Source organism: Pseudomonas batumici (genome assembly GCF_000820515.1).
Classification (GTDB): Bacteria; Pseudomonadota; Gammaproteobacteria; order Pseudomonadales; family Pseudomonadaceae; genus Aquipseudomonas; species Aquipseudomonas batumici.
The window spans coordinates 79,540-94,104 of record NZ_JXDG01000012.1; the positions used below are offsets into that span (position 1 = coordinate 79,540).

General features: G+C 64.8%; 15 protein-coding genes. 13 read left to right on the top strand and 2 right to left on the bottom strand.

Annotation, left to right across the window (positions count from 1 at the left end):
* Positions 1–287: 287 nt before the first annotated feature.
* From ccoN to fnr, 11 genes are all read left to right on the top strand, one after another.
* The gene (gene ccoN, locus UCMB321_RS06085; RefSeq protein ID WP_040064649.1) at positions 288–1,730 is read left to right on the top strand and encodes a cytochrome-c oxidase, cbb3-type subunit I; all 1,443 of its coding nucleotides are present in this window, start codon (positions 288–290) and stop codon (positions 1,728–1,730) included.
* Positions 1,730–2,338 (top strand): cytochrome-c oxidase, cbb3-type subunit II, encoded by a 609-nt coding sequence (ccoO, locus tag UCMB321_RS06090; protein ID WP_040064650.1) that lies wholly within the window; start codon positions 1,730–1,732, stop codon positions 2,336–2,338. Before ccoN ends, ccoO begins: the two co-directional genes overlap by 1 nt.
* 5 nt (positions 2,339–2,343) lie before the next feature.
* Positions 2,344–2,529: a CcoQ/FixQ family Cbb3-type cytochrome c oxidase assembly chaperone gene (locus UCMB321_RS06095; protein WP_040064652.1), complete on the top strand. Its 186-nt coding sequence runs from the start codon at positions 2,344–2,346 to the stop codon at positions 2,527–2,529.
* Positions 2,526–3,500: a cytochrome-c oxidase, cbb3-type subunit III gene (gene ccoP / locus UCMB321_RS06100; protein WP_040064653.1), complete on the top strand. Its 975-nt coding sequence runs from the start codon at positions 2,526–2,528 to the stop codon at positions 3,498–3,500. The genes UCMB321_RS06095 and ccoP overlap by 4 nt, the downstream gene beginning before the upstream one ends.
* Before the next feature lie 336 nt (positions 3,501–3,836).
* The gene (gene ccoG, locus UCMB321_RS06105; RefSeq protein ID WP_040064654.1) at positions 3,837–5,252 is read left to right on the top strand and encodes a cytochrome c oxidase accessory protein CcoG; all 1,416 of its coding nucleotides are present in this window, start codon (positions 3,837–3,839) and stop codon (positions 5,250–5,252) included.
* Positions 5,253–5,263: 11 nt separating this feature from the next.
* Entirely contained in the window at positions 5,264–5,803 is a 540-nt protein-coding gene (locus UCMB321_RS06110; protein WP_040064656.1) for a FixH family protein, read from the top strand.
* Positions 5,804–5,971: 168 nt separating this feature from the next.
* On the top strand, positions 5,972–8,422 hold the full coding sequence (locus tag UCMB321_RS06115) for a heavy metal translocating P-type ATPase (protein ID WP_040064657.1): 2,451 nt from the start codon (positions 5,972–5,974) through the stop codon (positions 8,420–8,422).
* A gap of 22 nt (positions 8,423–8,444) precedes the next feature.
* Positions 8,445–8,651: a cbb3-type cytochrome oxidase assembly protein CcoS gene (gene ccoS, locus UCMB321_RS06120; protein WP_040064659.1), complete on the top strand. Its 207-nt coding sequence runs from the start codon at positions 8,445–8,447 to the stop codon at positions 8,649–8,651.
* On the top strand, positions 8,644–9,327 hold the full coding sequence (locus UCMB321_RS06125; protein ID WP_040064661.1) for a sulfite exporter TauE/SafE family protein: 684 nt from the start codon (positions 8,644–8,646) through the stop codon (positions 9,325–9,327). The genes ccoS and UCMB321_RS06125 overlap by 8 nt, the downstream gene beginning before the upstream one ends.
* Positions 9,328–9,409: 82 nt before the next feature.
* A complete protein-coding gene (gene hemN / locus UCMB321_RS06130) occupies positions 9,410–10,792 on the top strand; it encodes an oxygen-independent coproporphyrinogen III oxidase (protein WP_040064663.1) in 1,383 nt (460 codons plus the stop codon).
* A 127-nt stretch (positions 10,793–10,919) separates the two neighbouring features.
* Positions 10,920–11,654, top strand: coding sequence for a fumarate/nitrate reduction transcriptional regulator Fnr (fnr, locus tag UCMB321_RS06135; RefSeq protein WP_040064664.1), 735 nt, complete (start codon positions 10,920–10,922; stop codon positions 11,652–11,654).
* 47 nt (positions 11,655–11,701) lie between these two features.
* On the opposite strand, the gene UCMB321_RS06140 is transcribed toward fnr, so the two are convergent.
* A complete protein-coding gene (locus tag UCMB321_RS06140; protein ID WP_167337426.1) occupies positions 11,702–12,889 on the bottom strand; it encodes a molybdopterin molybdotransferase MoeA in 1,188 nt (395 codons plus the stop codon).
* Between the two features lie 22 nt (positions 12,890–12,911).
* On the bottom strand, positions 12,912–13,451 hold the full coding sequence (gene moaB, locus UCMB321_RS06145) for a molybdenum cofactor biosynthesis protein B (protein ID WP_040064666.1): 540 nt from the start codon (positions 13,449–13,451) through the stop codon (positions 12,912–12,914).
* Between the two features lie 92 nt (positions 13,452–13,543).
* Between moaB and mobA the strand changes: the two genes are divergently transcribed.
* Together mobA and UCMB321_RS06155 are read left to right on the top strand one after the other, a co-directional pair.
* Positions 13,544–14,158, top strand: a complete 615-nt coding sequence (gene mobA, locus UCMB321_RS06150) for a molybdenum cofactor guanylyltransferase MobA (protein WP_040064667.1) — start codon at positions 13,544–13,546, stop codon at positions 14,156–14,158.
* A 99-nt stretch (positions 14,159–14,257) separates the two neighbouring features.
* Complete coding sequence (locus tag UCMB321_RS06155; protein WP_040064669.1) at positions 14,258–14,479, top strand: YgdI/YgdR family lipoprotein; 222 nt, start codon at positions 14,258–14,260, stop codon at positions 14,477–14,479.
* The last annotated feature ends 86 nt before the right edge of the window (positions 14,480–14,565 follow it).

Below are 14,565 nucleotides of genomic sequence, written 5' to 3' on the forward strand. Positions count from 1 at the left end.
CGCCTGTACGCGACCCAGTGTCGCACCTCTCTTTTAGTCCGCCTACCCACTCCCGGGAATCGGTACTAAGCTTTGCGAATTCCGATCGAACCGTATCCCCCCGCCTGCCGGTCGATCCCGGCCTTTTCGAGGGTGCGTTTTGACCTTACTCCGAGCATGGAAAGGCCGCAGAATCAGCGTCGCACGGTATTGACCCAGGTCATGGCGCGTTGCAATGACCCTACACTTTATCCATACTTGCGACCGATTTTACGCCTAATAAATATACCAAACCGTGGAACCTTAGAATGAGCACAGCAATCAGTCCGACTGCTTATAACTATAAGGTAGTCCGCCAGTTCGCCATCATGACGGTGGTCTGGGGGATCCTTGGCATGGGGCTCGGTGTTTTCATCGCCTCGCAACTGGTCTGGCCGGAATTGAACTTCGGTCTGCCCTGGACGAGTTTTGGACGCCTGCGCCCGCTGCACACCAACCTGGTGATTTTCGCCTTCGGGGGCTGTGCGTTGTTTGCCACTTCCTACTACGTCGTGCAGCGAACCTGCCAGGTACGACTGATTTCCGACAGCCTCGCGGCCTTCCACTTCTGGGGTTGGCAGGCGGTGATCATCGGCGCCATCATCACCCTGCCCCTGGGATACACCACCACCAAGGAATACGCCGAACTGGAATGGCCCCTGGCTATCCTGCTCGGGGTTGTCTGGGTGGTCTACGCCCTGGTGTTCTTCGGCACCATCGTCAAGCGCAAGACCAAGCACATCTATGTCGGCAACTGGTTCTACGGTGCCTTCATCGTCGTGACCGCGATGCTGCACATCGTCAACCACATTGCCCTGCCGGTGAGTTTCTTCAAGTCCTACTCGGCCTATGCCGGGGCGACCGACGCCATGATCCAGTGGTGGTACGGCCACAACGCCGTGGGCTTCTTCCTGACCACGGGCTTTCTCGGGATGATGTACTACTTCGTGCCGAAACAGGCCGAACGGCCGATCTACTCCTATCGCCTGTCCATCGTGCACTTCTGGGCACTGATCACCCTGTACATCTGGGCCGGTCCCCACCACCTGCACTACACCGCCCTGCCGGACTGGGCCCAGTCGCTGGGCATGGCGATGTCGATCATCCTGCTGGCCCCGAGCTGGGGCGGCATGATCAACGGCATGATGACCCTCTCGGGCGCCTGGCATAAGCTGCGCACCGACCCGATCCTGCGGTTCCTGGTGGTGTCCCTGGCGTTCTACGGGATGTCGACCTTCGAAGGCCCGATGATGGCGATCAAGACCGTCAACTCGCTGTCCCACTACACCGACTGGACCATCGGCCACGTTCACGCCGGGGCGCTGGGCTGGGTGGCGATGATCTCCATCGGCGCGATCTACCACATGATCCCGAAAATCTTCGGCCGTCCGCAGATGCACAGCATCGGCCTGATCAACGCGCACTTCTGGCTCGCCACCATCGGCACCGTGCTCTACATCGCCTCGATGTGGGTCAACGGCATCACCCAGGGCCTGATGTGGCGGGCGATCAACGACGACGGCACGCTGACCTACTCGTTCGTCGAAGCGCTGCAGGCCAGCCACCCCGGCTACATCGTTCGCGCCCTGGGCGGTGCGTTCTTCGCCAGCGGCATGCTGTTGATGGCCTACAACGTGTTCCGTACCGTTCGCGCCTCGAACCCGGCTGATGCAGACGCCGCCGCTCAGATCGCTGTCGTTGGAGCTCACTGATGAAGCACGAAGCCGTAGAGAAGAATATCGGCCTGCTGGCCTTCTTCATGGTCATCGCCGTGAGCATCGGCGGCCTGACGCAGATCGTCCCGTTGTTTTTCCAGGACGTCACCAACAAGCCGGTCGAAGGCATGAAGCCGCGCCCGGCGCTGGAACTGGAAGGCCGCGACATCTTCATCGCCAACGGTTGTGTCGGCTGCCACTCGCAGATGATCCGGCCGTTCCGCGCCGAGACCGAACGCTACGGCCACTACTCGGTGGCCGGTGAAAGCGTCTGGGACCACCCGTTCCTCTGGGGTTCCAAGCGCACCGGGCCGGACCTGGCCCGGGTCGGCGGTCGTTACTCCGATGACTGGCACCGCGCGCACCTGTACAACCCGCGCAACGTGGTGCCCGAGTCGAAAATGCCGGCTTACCCGTTCCTGGTGGAAAACAAGCTCGACGGCAAGGACACGGCGAAGAAAATGGAAGTCCTGCGCAGCCTGGGCGTGCCTTACACCGACGAAGACATCGCCGGGGCCAGGGACGCCGTGAAGGGCAAGACCGAAATGGACGCGCTGGTGGCCTACTTGCAAGGCCTGGGCACCATCATCAAAAGCAAACGGTGATCTGGATGGATATCGGGATGATTCGTGGCCTGGGCACCCTCGTGGTGATGGTGGCCTTTATCGGCCTGGCGCTGTGGGTGTTCAGCCCACGGCGCAAGTCGGAGTTCGACGACGCGACCTTGCTGCCTTTCGCGGATGATCCCGAAGCCATCAAGCAGGTCGAAAAAGCGTCTAGGAGTAACAAAGAATGACTACGTTCTGGAGTCTGTACGTCACCGTCCTCAGCCTGGGTACCATCTTCGCCCTGACCTGGCTGCTGCTCTCCACCCGCCGGGGTCAGCGCGCCGATCAGACCGAGGAGACGGTCGGCCACTCCTTCGACGGTATCGAGGAGTACGACAACCCGCTGCCCAAATGGTGGTTCATGCTGTTCGTCGGCACCATCGTCTTCGCCCTCGGCTACCTGGTCCTGTATCCGGGCCTGGGCAACTGGAAAGGCCTGCTGCCGGGCTACGCCTACCTGGACAACGACAAGCAGACCGCCTTCGCCAACGGCCAGACCGGCTGGACCGGCGTGCACGAATGGGAAAAGGAAATGGCCCGGTCGGATGCCAAGTTCGGACCGATCTTCGCCAAGTACGCCGCCATGCCCATCGCGGACGTGGCCAAGGACCCGCAAGCACTGAAGATGGGCGGTCGCCTGTTCGCCTCCAACTGCTCGGTGTGCCACGGTTCCGATGCCAAGGGCGCCTACGGCTTCCCCAACCTGACCGGCGTGGGCTGGCGCTGGGGCGGTGAGCCGGAAACCATCAAGACCACCATCATGGGCGGTCGCCACGCGATGATGCCGGCCTGGGTCGACGTCATTGGCGAACAGGGCGTGGCCGATGTCGCCTCGTTCGTGCTGACCAACTTCCACCATCGCCAGCTGCCGGAAGGCGCCAAGGCCGACCCGGTGGCGGGCCAGAAGATCTTCGCCGGCAACTGCGTGGCCTGCCACGGCCCTGAAGGCAAGGGCACCCCGGCCATGGGCGCGCCGAACCTGACGAACCCGGGCGCGTTCATCTACGGTTCGAGCTTTGCGCAACTGCAGCAGACCATCCGCCATGGTCGCCAGGGCCAGATGCCGGCCCAGGCGCAGTTGCAGGGCAACGACAAGGTCCACTTGCTGGCCGCCTACGTCTACAGCCTGTCCCACGGCGACAACAAGCCCGCCGAGTAAGTGCGCTCGAGCCACAACCGACGGCCCCGCCAGCCCCCCTGGCGGGGCCGTTTTCATTAGGTGCGAGCCCTCTTCATCGGCTGAAAAACACCCCGCCACCCCGGCTATCGCACGCCACCATGACCAGGCCCGAACACGATCCATCAGCTATAGTCAATTGACCTGCATCATGCTTTGTTACATCTGCTACACCATCCGGACGCGTCACCCAACGCGACCAAAGGTCGCACCCTTGGACCACAGGGACCGGCGTATCATTGCGCCACTGCACTACGCTTTCTGATCGCGGTCGGCATGTACTGACCGAGGCATTTCCCCCAGCCGTGGGACGCAATAATGAGCAACCAGATTCCGCTGCACGACGTCACTCCACCTGCCAAACCTGCCAACGACACCGTCGACCTTTACGCTTCTCGCGAGAAAATCTACACCCGTGCCTTCACCGGCCTGTTCCGCAACCTGCGGATGACCGGCGGCGCCGTCCTGTTCCTGCTGTACTTCGGTACCGTGTGGCTGAACTGGGGCGGTCACCAGGCCGTCTGGTGGAACCTGCCCGAACGCAAGTTCTTCATCTTCGGCGCCACCTTCTGGCCCCAGGATTTCATCCTGCTCTCGGGCCTGTTGATCATCGCCGCCTTCGGCCTGTTCTTCATCACCGTCTATGCCGGGCGGGTCTGGTGCGGCTATACCTGCCCGCAAAGCGTCTGGACCTGGATCTTCATGTGGTGCGAAAAGGTCACCGAAGGCGACCGCAACCAGCGCATCAAGCTCGACAAGGCGCCCATGAGCGCCAACAAGTTCCTGCGCAAGTTCAGCAAGCACAGCCTGTGGCTGCTGATCGGCTTTGTCACCGGGATGACCTTTGTCGGCTACTTCTCGCCGATTCGCGACCTGACCATCAGTTTCTTCATCGGCGAAGCCGATGGCTGGTCCTACTTCTGGGTCGGCTTCTTCACCCTCGCCACCTACGGCAACGCCGGCTGGCTGCGCGAACAGGTGTGCATCTACATGTGTCCCTATGCGCGCTTCCAGAGCGTGATGTTCGACAAGGACACCCTGATCGTCTCCTACGACCCGCGTCGTGGCGAAGGCCGTGGCCCGCGCAAGAAAGGCATCGACTACAAGGCCCAGGGCCTGGGCGACTGCATCGACTGCACGATGTGCGTGCAGGTCTGCCCCACCGGCATCGACATCCGCGACGGCCTGCAGATCGAGTGCATCGGTTGCGCCGCCTGCATCGACGCCTGCGACAGCATCATGGACAAGATGCAGTACCCGCGCGGACTGATCAGCTACACCACCGAACACAACCTTTCCGGGCAGAAGACCCACACGCTGCGGCCGCGCCTGATCGGTTATGCGCTGGTCCTGCTGACCATGATCGGCCTGCTGGTGACAGCGTTCCTCATGCGTTCGCTGGTGGGCTTCGATGTCAGCAAGGACCGCGTGCTGTATCGCGAGAATGCCGAAGGGCGGATCGAAAACGTCTACAGCCTGAAGATCATGAACAAGGATCAGCGCGACCACACCTATGTACTGGACGCCAGCGGCCTGCCCGACCTGAAACTCCAGGGCAAGCGCGAAATCCACGTGCCCGCCGGCGAGATCTTCAACATGCCGATGGAGCTGTCCAGCGCCCCCGATCAACTGCCGTCGAGCACCAACGAGGTGAAATTCACCTTGCGCGACGCCGATGACGCCAGCGTCCACATTGAAGCCAAGAGCCGATTCATCGGCCCGCAAATCCGTTAAGGGAAGACCCGATGCCCGCAGCCACTGCCGCAAGCCCCTGGTACAAGCACCTCTGGCCCTGGATCCTGATCGGGATCATGGCCTGCTCGGTGACCCTGACCCTGTCGATGGTCACCATCGCGGTCAACAACCCGGACAACCTGGTCAACGACAACTACTACGAGGCCGGCAAGGGCATCAACCGCTCCCTGGACCGCGAGCTGCTGGCCCAGGGCCTGAAGCTGCATGCCAAGGTGCACCTGGACGAGGTCACCGGCGAAGTCGACCTGCGCCTGACGGGCGACAGCCGTCCGTCCAGCCTGGAGCTGAACCTGATCTCGCCAACCCAGCCGGACAAGGACCGCAAGGTCACCCTGAGCCGCAGTGACAGCGAACCGGGACGCTATATCGGGCAACTGGCGGACAAGCTCGAGGGCCGGCGTTTCGTCGAGTTGCTGGGGGTCGAGGGCGACAAGACCTGGCGCCTGTTCGAAGAAGAGCAGATCAGCCACGACAAGGACCTGAAGCTGGGCGACGAACCGCTGCAAGGCGCTGAAAGCCAGGGCAAGTAAACATGTAACCTGCTTGCCTCTCTCCCCTGTAGGAGCGAGCTTGCTCGCGAAAAAAGTCGCCCCGCCGCGGTCATTCAAATGCCCCGCGTTATCGTTGACGCTCTTTTCGCGAGCAAGCTCGCTCCTACAGGGGGGAGCGGTGCAAAGTCACATTCTCCGATGGCGCCTATGACGACCCCGACACCCTGCTACCACTGCGCCCTGCCCGTCCCTACCGGCAGTCGCTTCACCGCTGTCGTCCTGGGCGAACCCCGCGAGTTCTGCTGCCCGGGCTGCCAGGCGGTGGCGCAGGCCATTGTCGCCGGCGGCCTGGAGCACTATTACAGCCATCGCAGCGAAACCTCGGCCAACCCCGAGGCCCTGCCGGTGCAACTGGCGGATGAGTTGGCGCTGTACGACCGCGCCGAGGTGCAGAAGCCCTTTGTCCGCCACGATGGCGAACTCGCCGAAGCCACCTTGCTGATGGAGGGTATCAGTTGCGCCGCCTGCGGCTGGCTGATCGAGAAGCACCTGCTCGGCCTGCCCGCCGTGGCCGAGGCGCGACTGAACCTGTCCAATCACCGCCTGCAGGTGCGCTGGGCGGACAGCCAACTGCCGTTGAGCCGGATCCTCGGCGAACTGCGCCAGATCGGCTACGCCGCGCACCCCTACCAGGCCGACCAGGCCTGCGAACAGCTTGCCAGCGAGAACCGCAAGTCCCTGCGCCAACTGGGCCTGGCCGGCCTGCTGTGGTTCCAGGCGATGATGGCGACCATGGCCACCTGGCCGGAATTCAATATCGACCTGAGCCCGGAACTGCACACCATCCTGCGCTGGGTGGCGTTGTTCCTGACCACGCCCATCGTCTTCTACAGCTGTGCGCCGTTCTTTCGCGGCGCCTTTCGTGATCTGCGCACCCGCCACCTGACCATGGACGTCTCGGTCTCGCTGGCCATCGGCAGCGCCTACTGCGCCGGCATCTGGACCGCCATCACCGGAGTCGGCGAACTCTACTTCGACGCCGTGGGCATGTTCGCCTTGTTCCTGCTGGCCGGCCGCTACCTGGAGCGCCGCGCCCGCGAGCGCACTGCCGCCGCCACCGCGCAACTGGTCAACCTGTTGCCGGCGTCCTGCCTGCGCCTGGGGGCCGACGGCCAGAGCGAACGCATCCTGCTCAGTGAGCTGCGCCTGGGTGAGCGGGTGCTGGTGCATCCCGGTGCCGTGCTGCCGGCCGATGGACGGATTGTCGAAGGCCGCTCGAGCATCGACGAGTCCCTGCTGACCGGCGAGTACCTGCCGCAACCGCGCACAACGGGGGATGCCGTCACCGCCGGCACCTTGAATGTCGACAGCGCCCTGACCGTCGAGGTCCTGGCCCTCGGCCAGGACACCCGCCTGTCCGCCATCGTCCGCCTGCTCGATCGCGCCCAGAGCGAAAAGCCGCGCCTGGCACAGATCGCCGACCGCGCCGCGCAGTGGTTCCTGCTGTTCTCGCTGATCGCCGCGGCGGTCATCGGCCTGGTCTGGTGGCAGCTGGAGCCGTCCCGGGCGTTCTGGATCGTGCTGGCGATGCTGGTCGCCACCTGCCCTTGCGCCCTGTCGCTGGCCACGCCCACCGCCCTGACCGCCGCCACCGGCACCCTGCACAAGCTCGGCCTGCTGCTGACCCGCGGCCATGTGCTCGAAGGCCTGAACCAGATCGATACGGTGATCTTCGACAAGACCGGTACCCTGACCGAAGGCCGCCTGACCCTGCGCGCCATCCGCCCGCTGCGCGAGCTGGACAGCGAGCGCTGCCTGGGCCTCGCCGCCGCCCTCGAAAACCGCTCCGAACACCCGATCGCGCGGGCCTTTGGCCGCGCCCCGCAAGCCGCCGAGGAGGTCCACGGCAGCCCCGGCCTGGGCCTTGAAGGCCGGGTGGGCGAGCAATGCCTGCGCATCGGCCAGGCGGCGTATGTCTGCGCGCTCGCGGCCTGCCCGCTGCCACCGACGCCAGACGAAGCCGGACAATGGCTGCTGCTGGGCGACAGCCACGGGCCGCTGGCCTGGTTCGTCCTCGACGACCGCCTGCGTGACGACGCCCCCGCGCTGCTGGCGGCCTGCCGGGCGCGGGGCTGGCGCACGCTGCTGCTGTCCGGCGACAGCTCGCCGATGGTCGCCAGTGTCGCCGCCGAACTGGGCATCGACGAAGCTCGCGGCGGCCTGCGTCCGGACGACAAATTGCAGATGCTGTGGGACTTGCATCGACAGGGCCGCAAGGTGTTGATGCTCGGTGACGGCGTCAATGACGTCCCGGTCCTGGCCGCCGCCGATATCAGCGTGGCCATGGGCTCGGCCACCGACCTGGCCAAGACCAGCGCCGACGCCGTGCTGCTGTCCAACCGCCTGGGCGCCCTGGTGCAAGCCATCGGCCTGGCCCGGCGGACCCGGCGGATCATCGTCGAGAACCTGATCTGGGCCAGCCTGTACAATGGCCTGATGTTGCCGTTCGCCGCCCTCGGCTGGATCACCCCGGTGTGGGCCGCGGTCGGCATGTCCATCAGCTCGCTGACGGTGGTACTCAATGCCCTGCGCCTGACTCGCCTGCCCGGCGCGCCGGTGCTCACTGCCACGCCAGATACCCGCCCGTTGCCGGCCTGAGCCGCGCGGGCATGGAGTTCCCATGCCAGCTCTCTACGTGATGATCCCCGCCGCCCTGCTGATCGTGGCCATCGCCGTCTATATCTTCTTCTGGGCCGTGGACAGCGGCCAGTACGACGACCTGGAAGGCCCGGCCCACAGCATCCTGTTCGACGACCAGGACCCGAAGCACACCGCCGCCGTCGAAGACACCACGGACAAGCACGACAAGGCCCCACCCCATGCTTGAACTGGCGCCCCTGCTGGTCTCGGCGGTGATTCTCGGCCTGCTCGGCGGCGGTCATTGCCTGGGCATGTGCGGCGGCCTGATGGGCGCCCTGACCCTGGCGATTCCCCCGGAGCAACGCAGCCGGCGCTTTCGCCTGCTGCTGGCCTACAACCTGGGGCGGATCCTCAGCTATGCCGCCGCCGGCCTGCTGATCGGCCTGGCCGGCTGGGCCGTGGCCAGCAGCCCGGCGGCGCTGTTGCTGCGGGTGATCGCCGGACTGCTGCTGATCGCCATGGGCCTGTACCTGGCCGGCTGGTGGAGCGGCCTGACCCGTATCGAAAGCCTCGGACGCGGCCTGTGGCGGCATATCCAGCCGCTGGCCAACCGCCTGCTGCCGGTGTCGAACCTGCCCCGCGCCCTGCTGCTGGGCGCGCTGTGGGGCTGGCTGCCGTGCGGGCTGGTCTACAGCACCCTGCTCTGGGCGGCGAGCCAGGGCAATGCGCTCGACAGTGCGCTGTTGATGCTGGCCTTCGGCCTGGGCACCTGGCCGGTGCTGCTGGCCACTGGCCTGGCGGCGGAACGGGTCACGGCCTTGCTGCGCAAACGCAGCGTGCGCATGAGCGGCGGCCTGCTGGTGCTGCTGTTCGGCCTGTGGACCTTGCCGGGGCCGCACCAGCACTGGCTGATGGGGCACTGACAGCCGTTGATACAGGTCAAGATGGTCCCTCCCCGCAGCCCCTAGACTCCGGATATTGCAGCCAATCCGGGGGAATGCCCGCATGCTCGACGCCATCCGTTGGGACCCAGACCTGATCCACCGCTACGACCTCGCGGGACCGCGCTATACCTCCTATCCCACCGCGGTGCAGTTCAACAGCCAGGTCGGGGCCTTCGACCTGCTCCACGCCCTGCGCGACAGTCGCAAGGCCCTGCGCCCCCTGTCCCTGTACGTGCATGTGCCGTTCTGCGCGAACATCTGCTACTACTGCGCCTGCAACAAGGTCATCACCAAGGACCGTGGCCGTGCCCTGCCCTACCTGCAACGCCTGGAACAGGAAATCCAGTTGGTCGCCTGCCACCTGAACCCGGCGCAGAAAGTCGAGCAACTGCACCTGGGCGGCGGCACCCCGACCTTTCTCAGCCACGACGAACTGCGGCAACTGATGACCCGGCTGCGCCAGCACTTCAACCTGCTGGACGACGATTCCGGCGACTACGGCATCGAGATCGATCCACGGGAAGCCGACTGGTCGACCATGGGCCTGCTGCGCGAACTGGGCTTCAACCGGGTCAGCATCGGCCTGCAGGACCTCGACCCCAACGTGCAGCGCGCCGTCAACCGCCTGCAAAGCCTGGAGGAAACCCGGGCGATCATCGAGGCGGCGCGCACCCTGCAGTTCCGTTCGATCAATATCGACCTGATCTACGGCCTGCCCCGGCAGACCCCGGACAACTTCGCCCGCACCGTCGACGAAGTGATCAACCTGCAGCCCGATCGGTTGTCGGTGTTCAACTACGCCCACTTGCCCGAGCGCTTCATGCCGCAGCGGCGGATCGACGGCAACGAACTGCCGACGCCGGCCGACAAGCTGGAAATGCTCCACCGCAGCATCGAGCAGCTTACCGCCGCCGGCTACCGCTATATCGGCATGGACCACTTCGCCCTGCCCGACGACGAGCTGGCGATTGCCCAGGAAGAATCGACCCTGCAACGCAATTTCCAGGGCTACACCACCCACGGCCATTGCGACCTGATCGGCCTGGGGGTGTCGGCCATCAGCCAGATCGGCGACCTCTACTGCCAGAACAGCAGCGACCTGAACCAGTACCAGAACACCCTCGCCGGCGCGCAACTGGCCACCAGCCGGGGCCTGTTGTGCAACGCCGACGACCGCCTGCGCCGGGCAGTGATCCAGCAGATCATCTGCAACTTCAGCCTGGAATTCGCCCACATCGAGCAGCAGTTCAATATCGACTTCGGCGGCTATTTCGCCGCGCTCTGGCCGCGCCTGATGGAGATGGCCGGGGACGGCCTGATCGAACTGGACCGCGAGCGCCTGACGGTCCTGCCCGCGGGACGCCTGCTGGTCCGTTCGGTGTGCATGGTCTTCGATGCCTACCTGGAACAGCAGAACCGCCAGCGCTTTTCGCGGGTGATCTGACGGTTCGAGCCGCTTTCGGCAGTGAGACCATCTGAACGGGTGCGCCATTTTGGCGCAGGCTGGCCCGAGCGGCCCTTGCTGGGTTACCCTTACGTCTTATGTGTGTTCTCCCACAAGGATTTAAGAAATGTCCGACCCAGTGAAATTGCGCACCCATAGTCAGGCCCATTGCAAGGACTGCAGCCTGGCCCCTCTCTGCCTGCCACTTTCGCTGAATATGGAGGACATGGATGCGCTGGACGAGATCGTCAAGCGTGGCCGCCCGCTGAAGAAGGGCGAGTTCCTGTTTCGCCAGGGCGATACCTTCGGCTCGGTCTATGCGGTGCGCTCCGGTGCGCTGAAGACCTTCAGCCTGAGCGACGGCGGCGAAGAACAGATCACCGGGTTTCATCTGCCGAGCGAACTGGTCGGCCTGTCGGGCATGGACACCGAGACCTATCCGGTTTCGGCCCAGGCGCTGGAAACCACCTCGGTCTGCGAAATCCCCTTCGAGCGCCTGGACGAACTGGCCCTGCAACTGCCGCAACTGCGTCGCCAGTTGATGCGGGTGATGAGCCGGGAGATTCGCGACGACCAGCAAATGATGTTGTTGCTGTCGAAAAAGACCGCCGACGAGCGCATTGCCACTTTCCTGGTCAACCTGTCGGCGCGTTTCCGTGCCCGGGGGTTCTCGGCCAACCAGTTCCGCCTGAGCATGTCGCGCAACGAGATCGGCAACTACCTGGGGCTGGCCGTGGAAACCGTCTCGCGGGTCTTCACCCGCTTCCAGAGCAACGAGCTGATCGCCGCCGAAGGCAAGGAAGTGCACATCCTCGACCCGATCCAGCTCTGCGCCCTGGCTGGCGGCTCGCTGGAAGGCTGAAGTCGGGCCGAGACTTGAGGTTAGCCCTTAACTGAACAGTATCAGGGCTAGCCCAGCACTTCGCTCAACGGAATAAAGTTCACCCAGTCCCCCTCCACCAAAGTGCTCTCCTCCAGCACCTCGACCAAGCCCTCGGCCCAGGCCGCACTGCGCAGCACACCGGAACTCTGGTTGCGATAGATCGTCGCCCGGCCGTTTTCCAGGCGCGCGCGCAGGTATTCGCGGCGATTGCCCGGCTTGGGCCAGACAAAGCCGGCCAGCACCTTGAACTGCAACGGCTGGACCGCCTGCACGCCCTGGCGGCGCAGCAGATAAGGCCGTGCCAACAAGGCGAAGGTGACCAGGGTCGAAGCCGGATTACCCGGCAGGCCGATCACCGGCACGCCGCGAAAATGCCCGAAAGTCAGGGGTTTTCCCGGCTTGATCGCCAGTTTCCACAACTCCAGCTCGCCCGCCTCGCGCAAGGCGATCCCAAGGAAATCGGCTTCGCCCACCGAGACCCCGCCCGTGGACAGGATCAGGTCGACATCACCCAGCTGCGCCAGGCGCTGGCGGGTCGCCTCCAGGTCATCCGGGAGGATCCCGGCGTCCAGTACCTCGCAGCCCTGGCGCGTCAACCAGCCGCACAGCAACACGCGGTTGCTGTTGTAGATCTGCCCCGGCCCCAATGGCTGGCCCGGCTCGACCAGTTCGTCGCCGGTGGACAGCACCGCCACCCGCACCCGCCGCACCACGTTCAGTTCGGCGCAGCCGAGGGACGCCGCCAGGCCCTGCTCGATCGGCCCCAACCGGGTTCCGGCGGCCAGCACCACTTCGCCCACCGTGGTTTCCTGGCCCTGGGGCCGGATGTTCTGCGCAACCGCCAACGCTTCGATGAAGCGTACCCGCCCATCGGCGAGCACCTCGGCGTTTTCCTGCATTTCGACGCAATCGGCCCCCGCCGGCACCGGGGCGCCGGTAAAGATCCGCGCGCAGGTTCCCGGTTGCAAAGGCTCGGGGGCCTGCCCGGCAAAGATGCGCTGGCTGACCGGCAGCGGCTCGCCGTGCCAATCGGACAGACGCAGGGCGTAGCCATCCATGGCACTGTTGGGCCAGGGCGGCAGGTCGAGGCTGGACACCAGGTCCTCGGCCAGCACCCGCCCGTCGGCCTGCGCCAACGACACGCGCTGCACCTCACGGATCGGCGTCGCCTCGGCCAACGCCAGCAGGCGGGCCAGGGCGACTTCCACCGGCATCAACGCACCGCTCTTGCCCGGCTTACCCACGGGATTCACAAGGCGCCGCCTGTTTCAGATGGGGGACGAAGTTGCACGGGCGATGGCGCGCGTCCAACTGCTCGGCGAGGATCCCGTCCCAGCCGGTGCGCACCGCGTTGGTCGAACCCGGCAGGCAGCAGACCAGGGTGCCGTTGGCCAGGCCGGCCAGCGCCCGGGACTGCACGGTGGAGGTGCCGATGTCCGCCACGGAGATCTGCCGGAACAGCTCGCCAAAACCATCGACCTGCTTGTCCAGCAGGCAGGCGACGGCCTCCGGGGTGCTGTCGCGCCCGGTAAAGCCGGTGCCGCCGGTGATCAGCACGACCTGGACCACGTCTTCGGCGATCCAGCTGGCGACCTGTGCGCGAATCCGATAGAGATCGTCCTTGAGCAACACCCGCTCGGCGAGACGGTGCCCGGCGGCGATGAGGCGGTCGACGAAGACCTGTCCCGAGGTGTCGGTTTCGAAGGTACGGGTGTCACTGACGGTCAAGACCGCGATATTCAGCGGTACGAAAGGTGTATCAGCCTTGGCTTTCATAGGCTCGGTCCGGTTGTAAGGAGGAACAGCCCGGTGTTATATCACAGCGTGCCTTTTCCTCACTGCTGTCATCGCTGCCATCGAGAGTGCCCATGCCCGAGAACGACCTTTCCATTCTGCTCCTGGCCGGCGGTCGCGGCCAACGCATGGGCGGCCAGGACAAAGGCCTGCTGGACTGGCGCGGGCAGCCGCTGATCGCGCACCTGCACGCCGTGGCACGGCCGCTCACCGATGACCTGATCATTTCCTGCAACCGCAACCAGGCGCGCTACGCCACCTACGCCGACCGGCTGGTGGCCGACGACAGCGACGACTTTCCCGGCCCCCTGGCCGGGATCCGCGCAGGGCTCGCGGCGGCTCGCCACGGACATCTGCTGGTGCTGCCCTGCGATGTGCCGCAGATCGACAGCGCCTTGCTCACGGCCATGCTCGATGCCGTTCGCCGCGATCCGACAAAACCGTTGATGCTGCGCCAGGGCGAACACTGGGAACCGCTGTTGTGCGTGATCCCCACGGCGCTGGCCGGGGCCTTCGAAAACGCCTGGACCCTGGGGGAACGCAGCCCGCGCAAGGTCATGCTGCAACTCCAGGCGCAGGCCCTGGAGTGCCTGCCCGATGATCCCAGGTTGGCCAATCTGAACACGCCGCAGTTGCTGCAATCCGCGAATCATTCGCCTGATGATAGGCATTCGCAAGGAACTTGCTGAGCCTATGGCCGTCAGAAACTATCAATGAGCGTTGCAATCCATCAGTTCTGACATCAATCAACGCTATCCTCAAGAGAAATCCTTTTCCGGAGAAGTACCATGACGCCACGGACCCTTGCCGCATTCCTGCTGACCGCCGGCCTCGCCGCCCTCGCCGGCTGCTCGTCGCCGACGGTGATCACGTTGAACGACGGACGTGAAATCCAGGCGGTGGACACCCCGAAATACGACGAGGACTCAGGGTTCTACGAATTCAAGCAACTGGACGGTAAAAAGACCCGCATCAACAAGGACCAGGTGCGTACCGTCAAGGAGCTGTAAGCCCTGCCCCCATACGCTGGCAGCACGGAGCCCGCCTTGCGCGGGCTCCGTCGTTTCCGCCCGACGGCAGCCGCCGCCCGTGGGCA

What these genes read in the sequence shown, in the direction of transcription:
- ccoN (WP_040064649.1), top strand. Translation starts at nt 288, where the DNA reads ATGAGCACAGCAATCAGTCCGACTGCTTATAACTATAAGGTAGTCCGC.
- ccoO (WP_040064650.1), top strand. Translation starts at nt 1,730, where the DNA reads ATGAAGCACGAAGCCGTAGAGAAGAATATCGGCCTGCTGGCCTTCTTC.
- UCMB321_RS06095 (WP_040064652.1), top strand. Translation starts at nt 2,344, where the DNA reads ATGGATATCGGGATGATTCGTGGCCTGGGCACCCTCGTGGTGATGGTG.
- ccoP (WP_040064653.1), top strand. Translation starts at nt 2,526, where the DNA reads ATGACTACGTTCTGGAGTCTGTACGTCACCGTCCTCAGCCTGGGTACC.
- ccoG (WP_040064654.1), top strand. Translation starts at nt 3,837, where the DNA reads ATGAGCAACCAGATTCCGCTGCACGACGTCACTCCACCTGCCAAACCT.
- UCMB321_RS06110 (WP_040064656.1), top strand. Translation starts at nt 5,264, where the DNA reads ATGCCCGCAGCCACTGCCGCAAGCCCCTGGTACAAGCACCTCTGGCCC.
- UCMB321_RS06115 (WP_040064657.1), top strand. Translation starts at nt 5,972, where the DNA reads ATGACGACCCCGACACCCTGCTACCACTGCGCCCTGCCCGTCCCTACC.
- ccoS (WP_040064659.1), top strand. Translation starts at nt 8,445, where the DNA reads ATGCCAGCTCTCTACGTGATGATCCCCGCCGCCCTGCTGATCGTGGCC.
- UCMB321_RS06125 (WP_040064661.1), top strand. Translation starts at nt 8,644, where the DNA reads ATGCTTGAACTGGCGCCCCTGCTGGTCTCGGCGGTGATTCTCGGCCTG.
- hemN (WP_040064663.1), top strand. Translation starts at nt 9,410, where the DNA reads ATGCTCGACGCCATCCGTTGGGACCCAGACCTGATCCACCGCTACGAC.
- fnr (WP_040064664.1), top strand. Translation starts at nt 10,920, where the DNA reads ATGTCCGACCCAGTGAAATTGCGCACCCATAGTCAGGCCCATTGCAAG.
- UCMB321_RS06140 (WP_167337426.1), bottom strand. Translation starts at nt 12,889, where the DNA reads ATGCCGGTGGAAGTCGCCCTGGCCCGCCTGCTGGCGTTGGCCGAGGCG.
- moaB (WP_040064666.1), bottom strand. Translation starts at nt 13,451, where the DNA reads ATGAAAGCCAAGGCTGATACACCTTTCGTACCGCTGAATATCGCGGTC.
- mobA (WP_040064667.1), top strand. Translation starts at nt 13,544, where the DNA reads ATGCCCGAGAACGACCTTTCCATTCTGCTCCTGGCCGGCGGTCGCGGC.
- UCMB321_RS06155 (WP_040064669.1), top strand. Translation starts at nt 14,258, where the DNA reads ATGACGCCACGGACCCTTGCCGCATTCCTGCTGACCGCCGGCCTCGCC.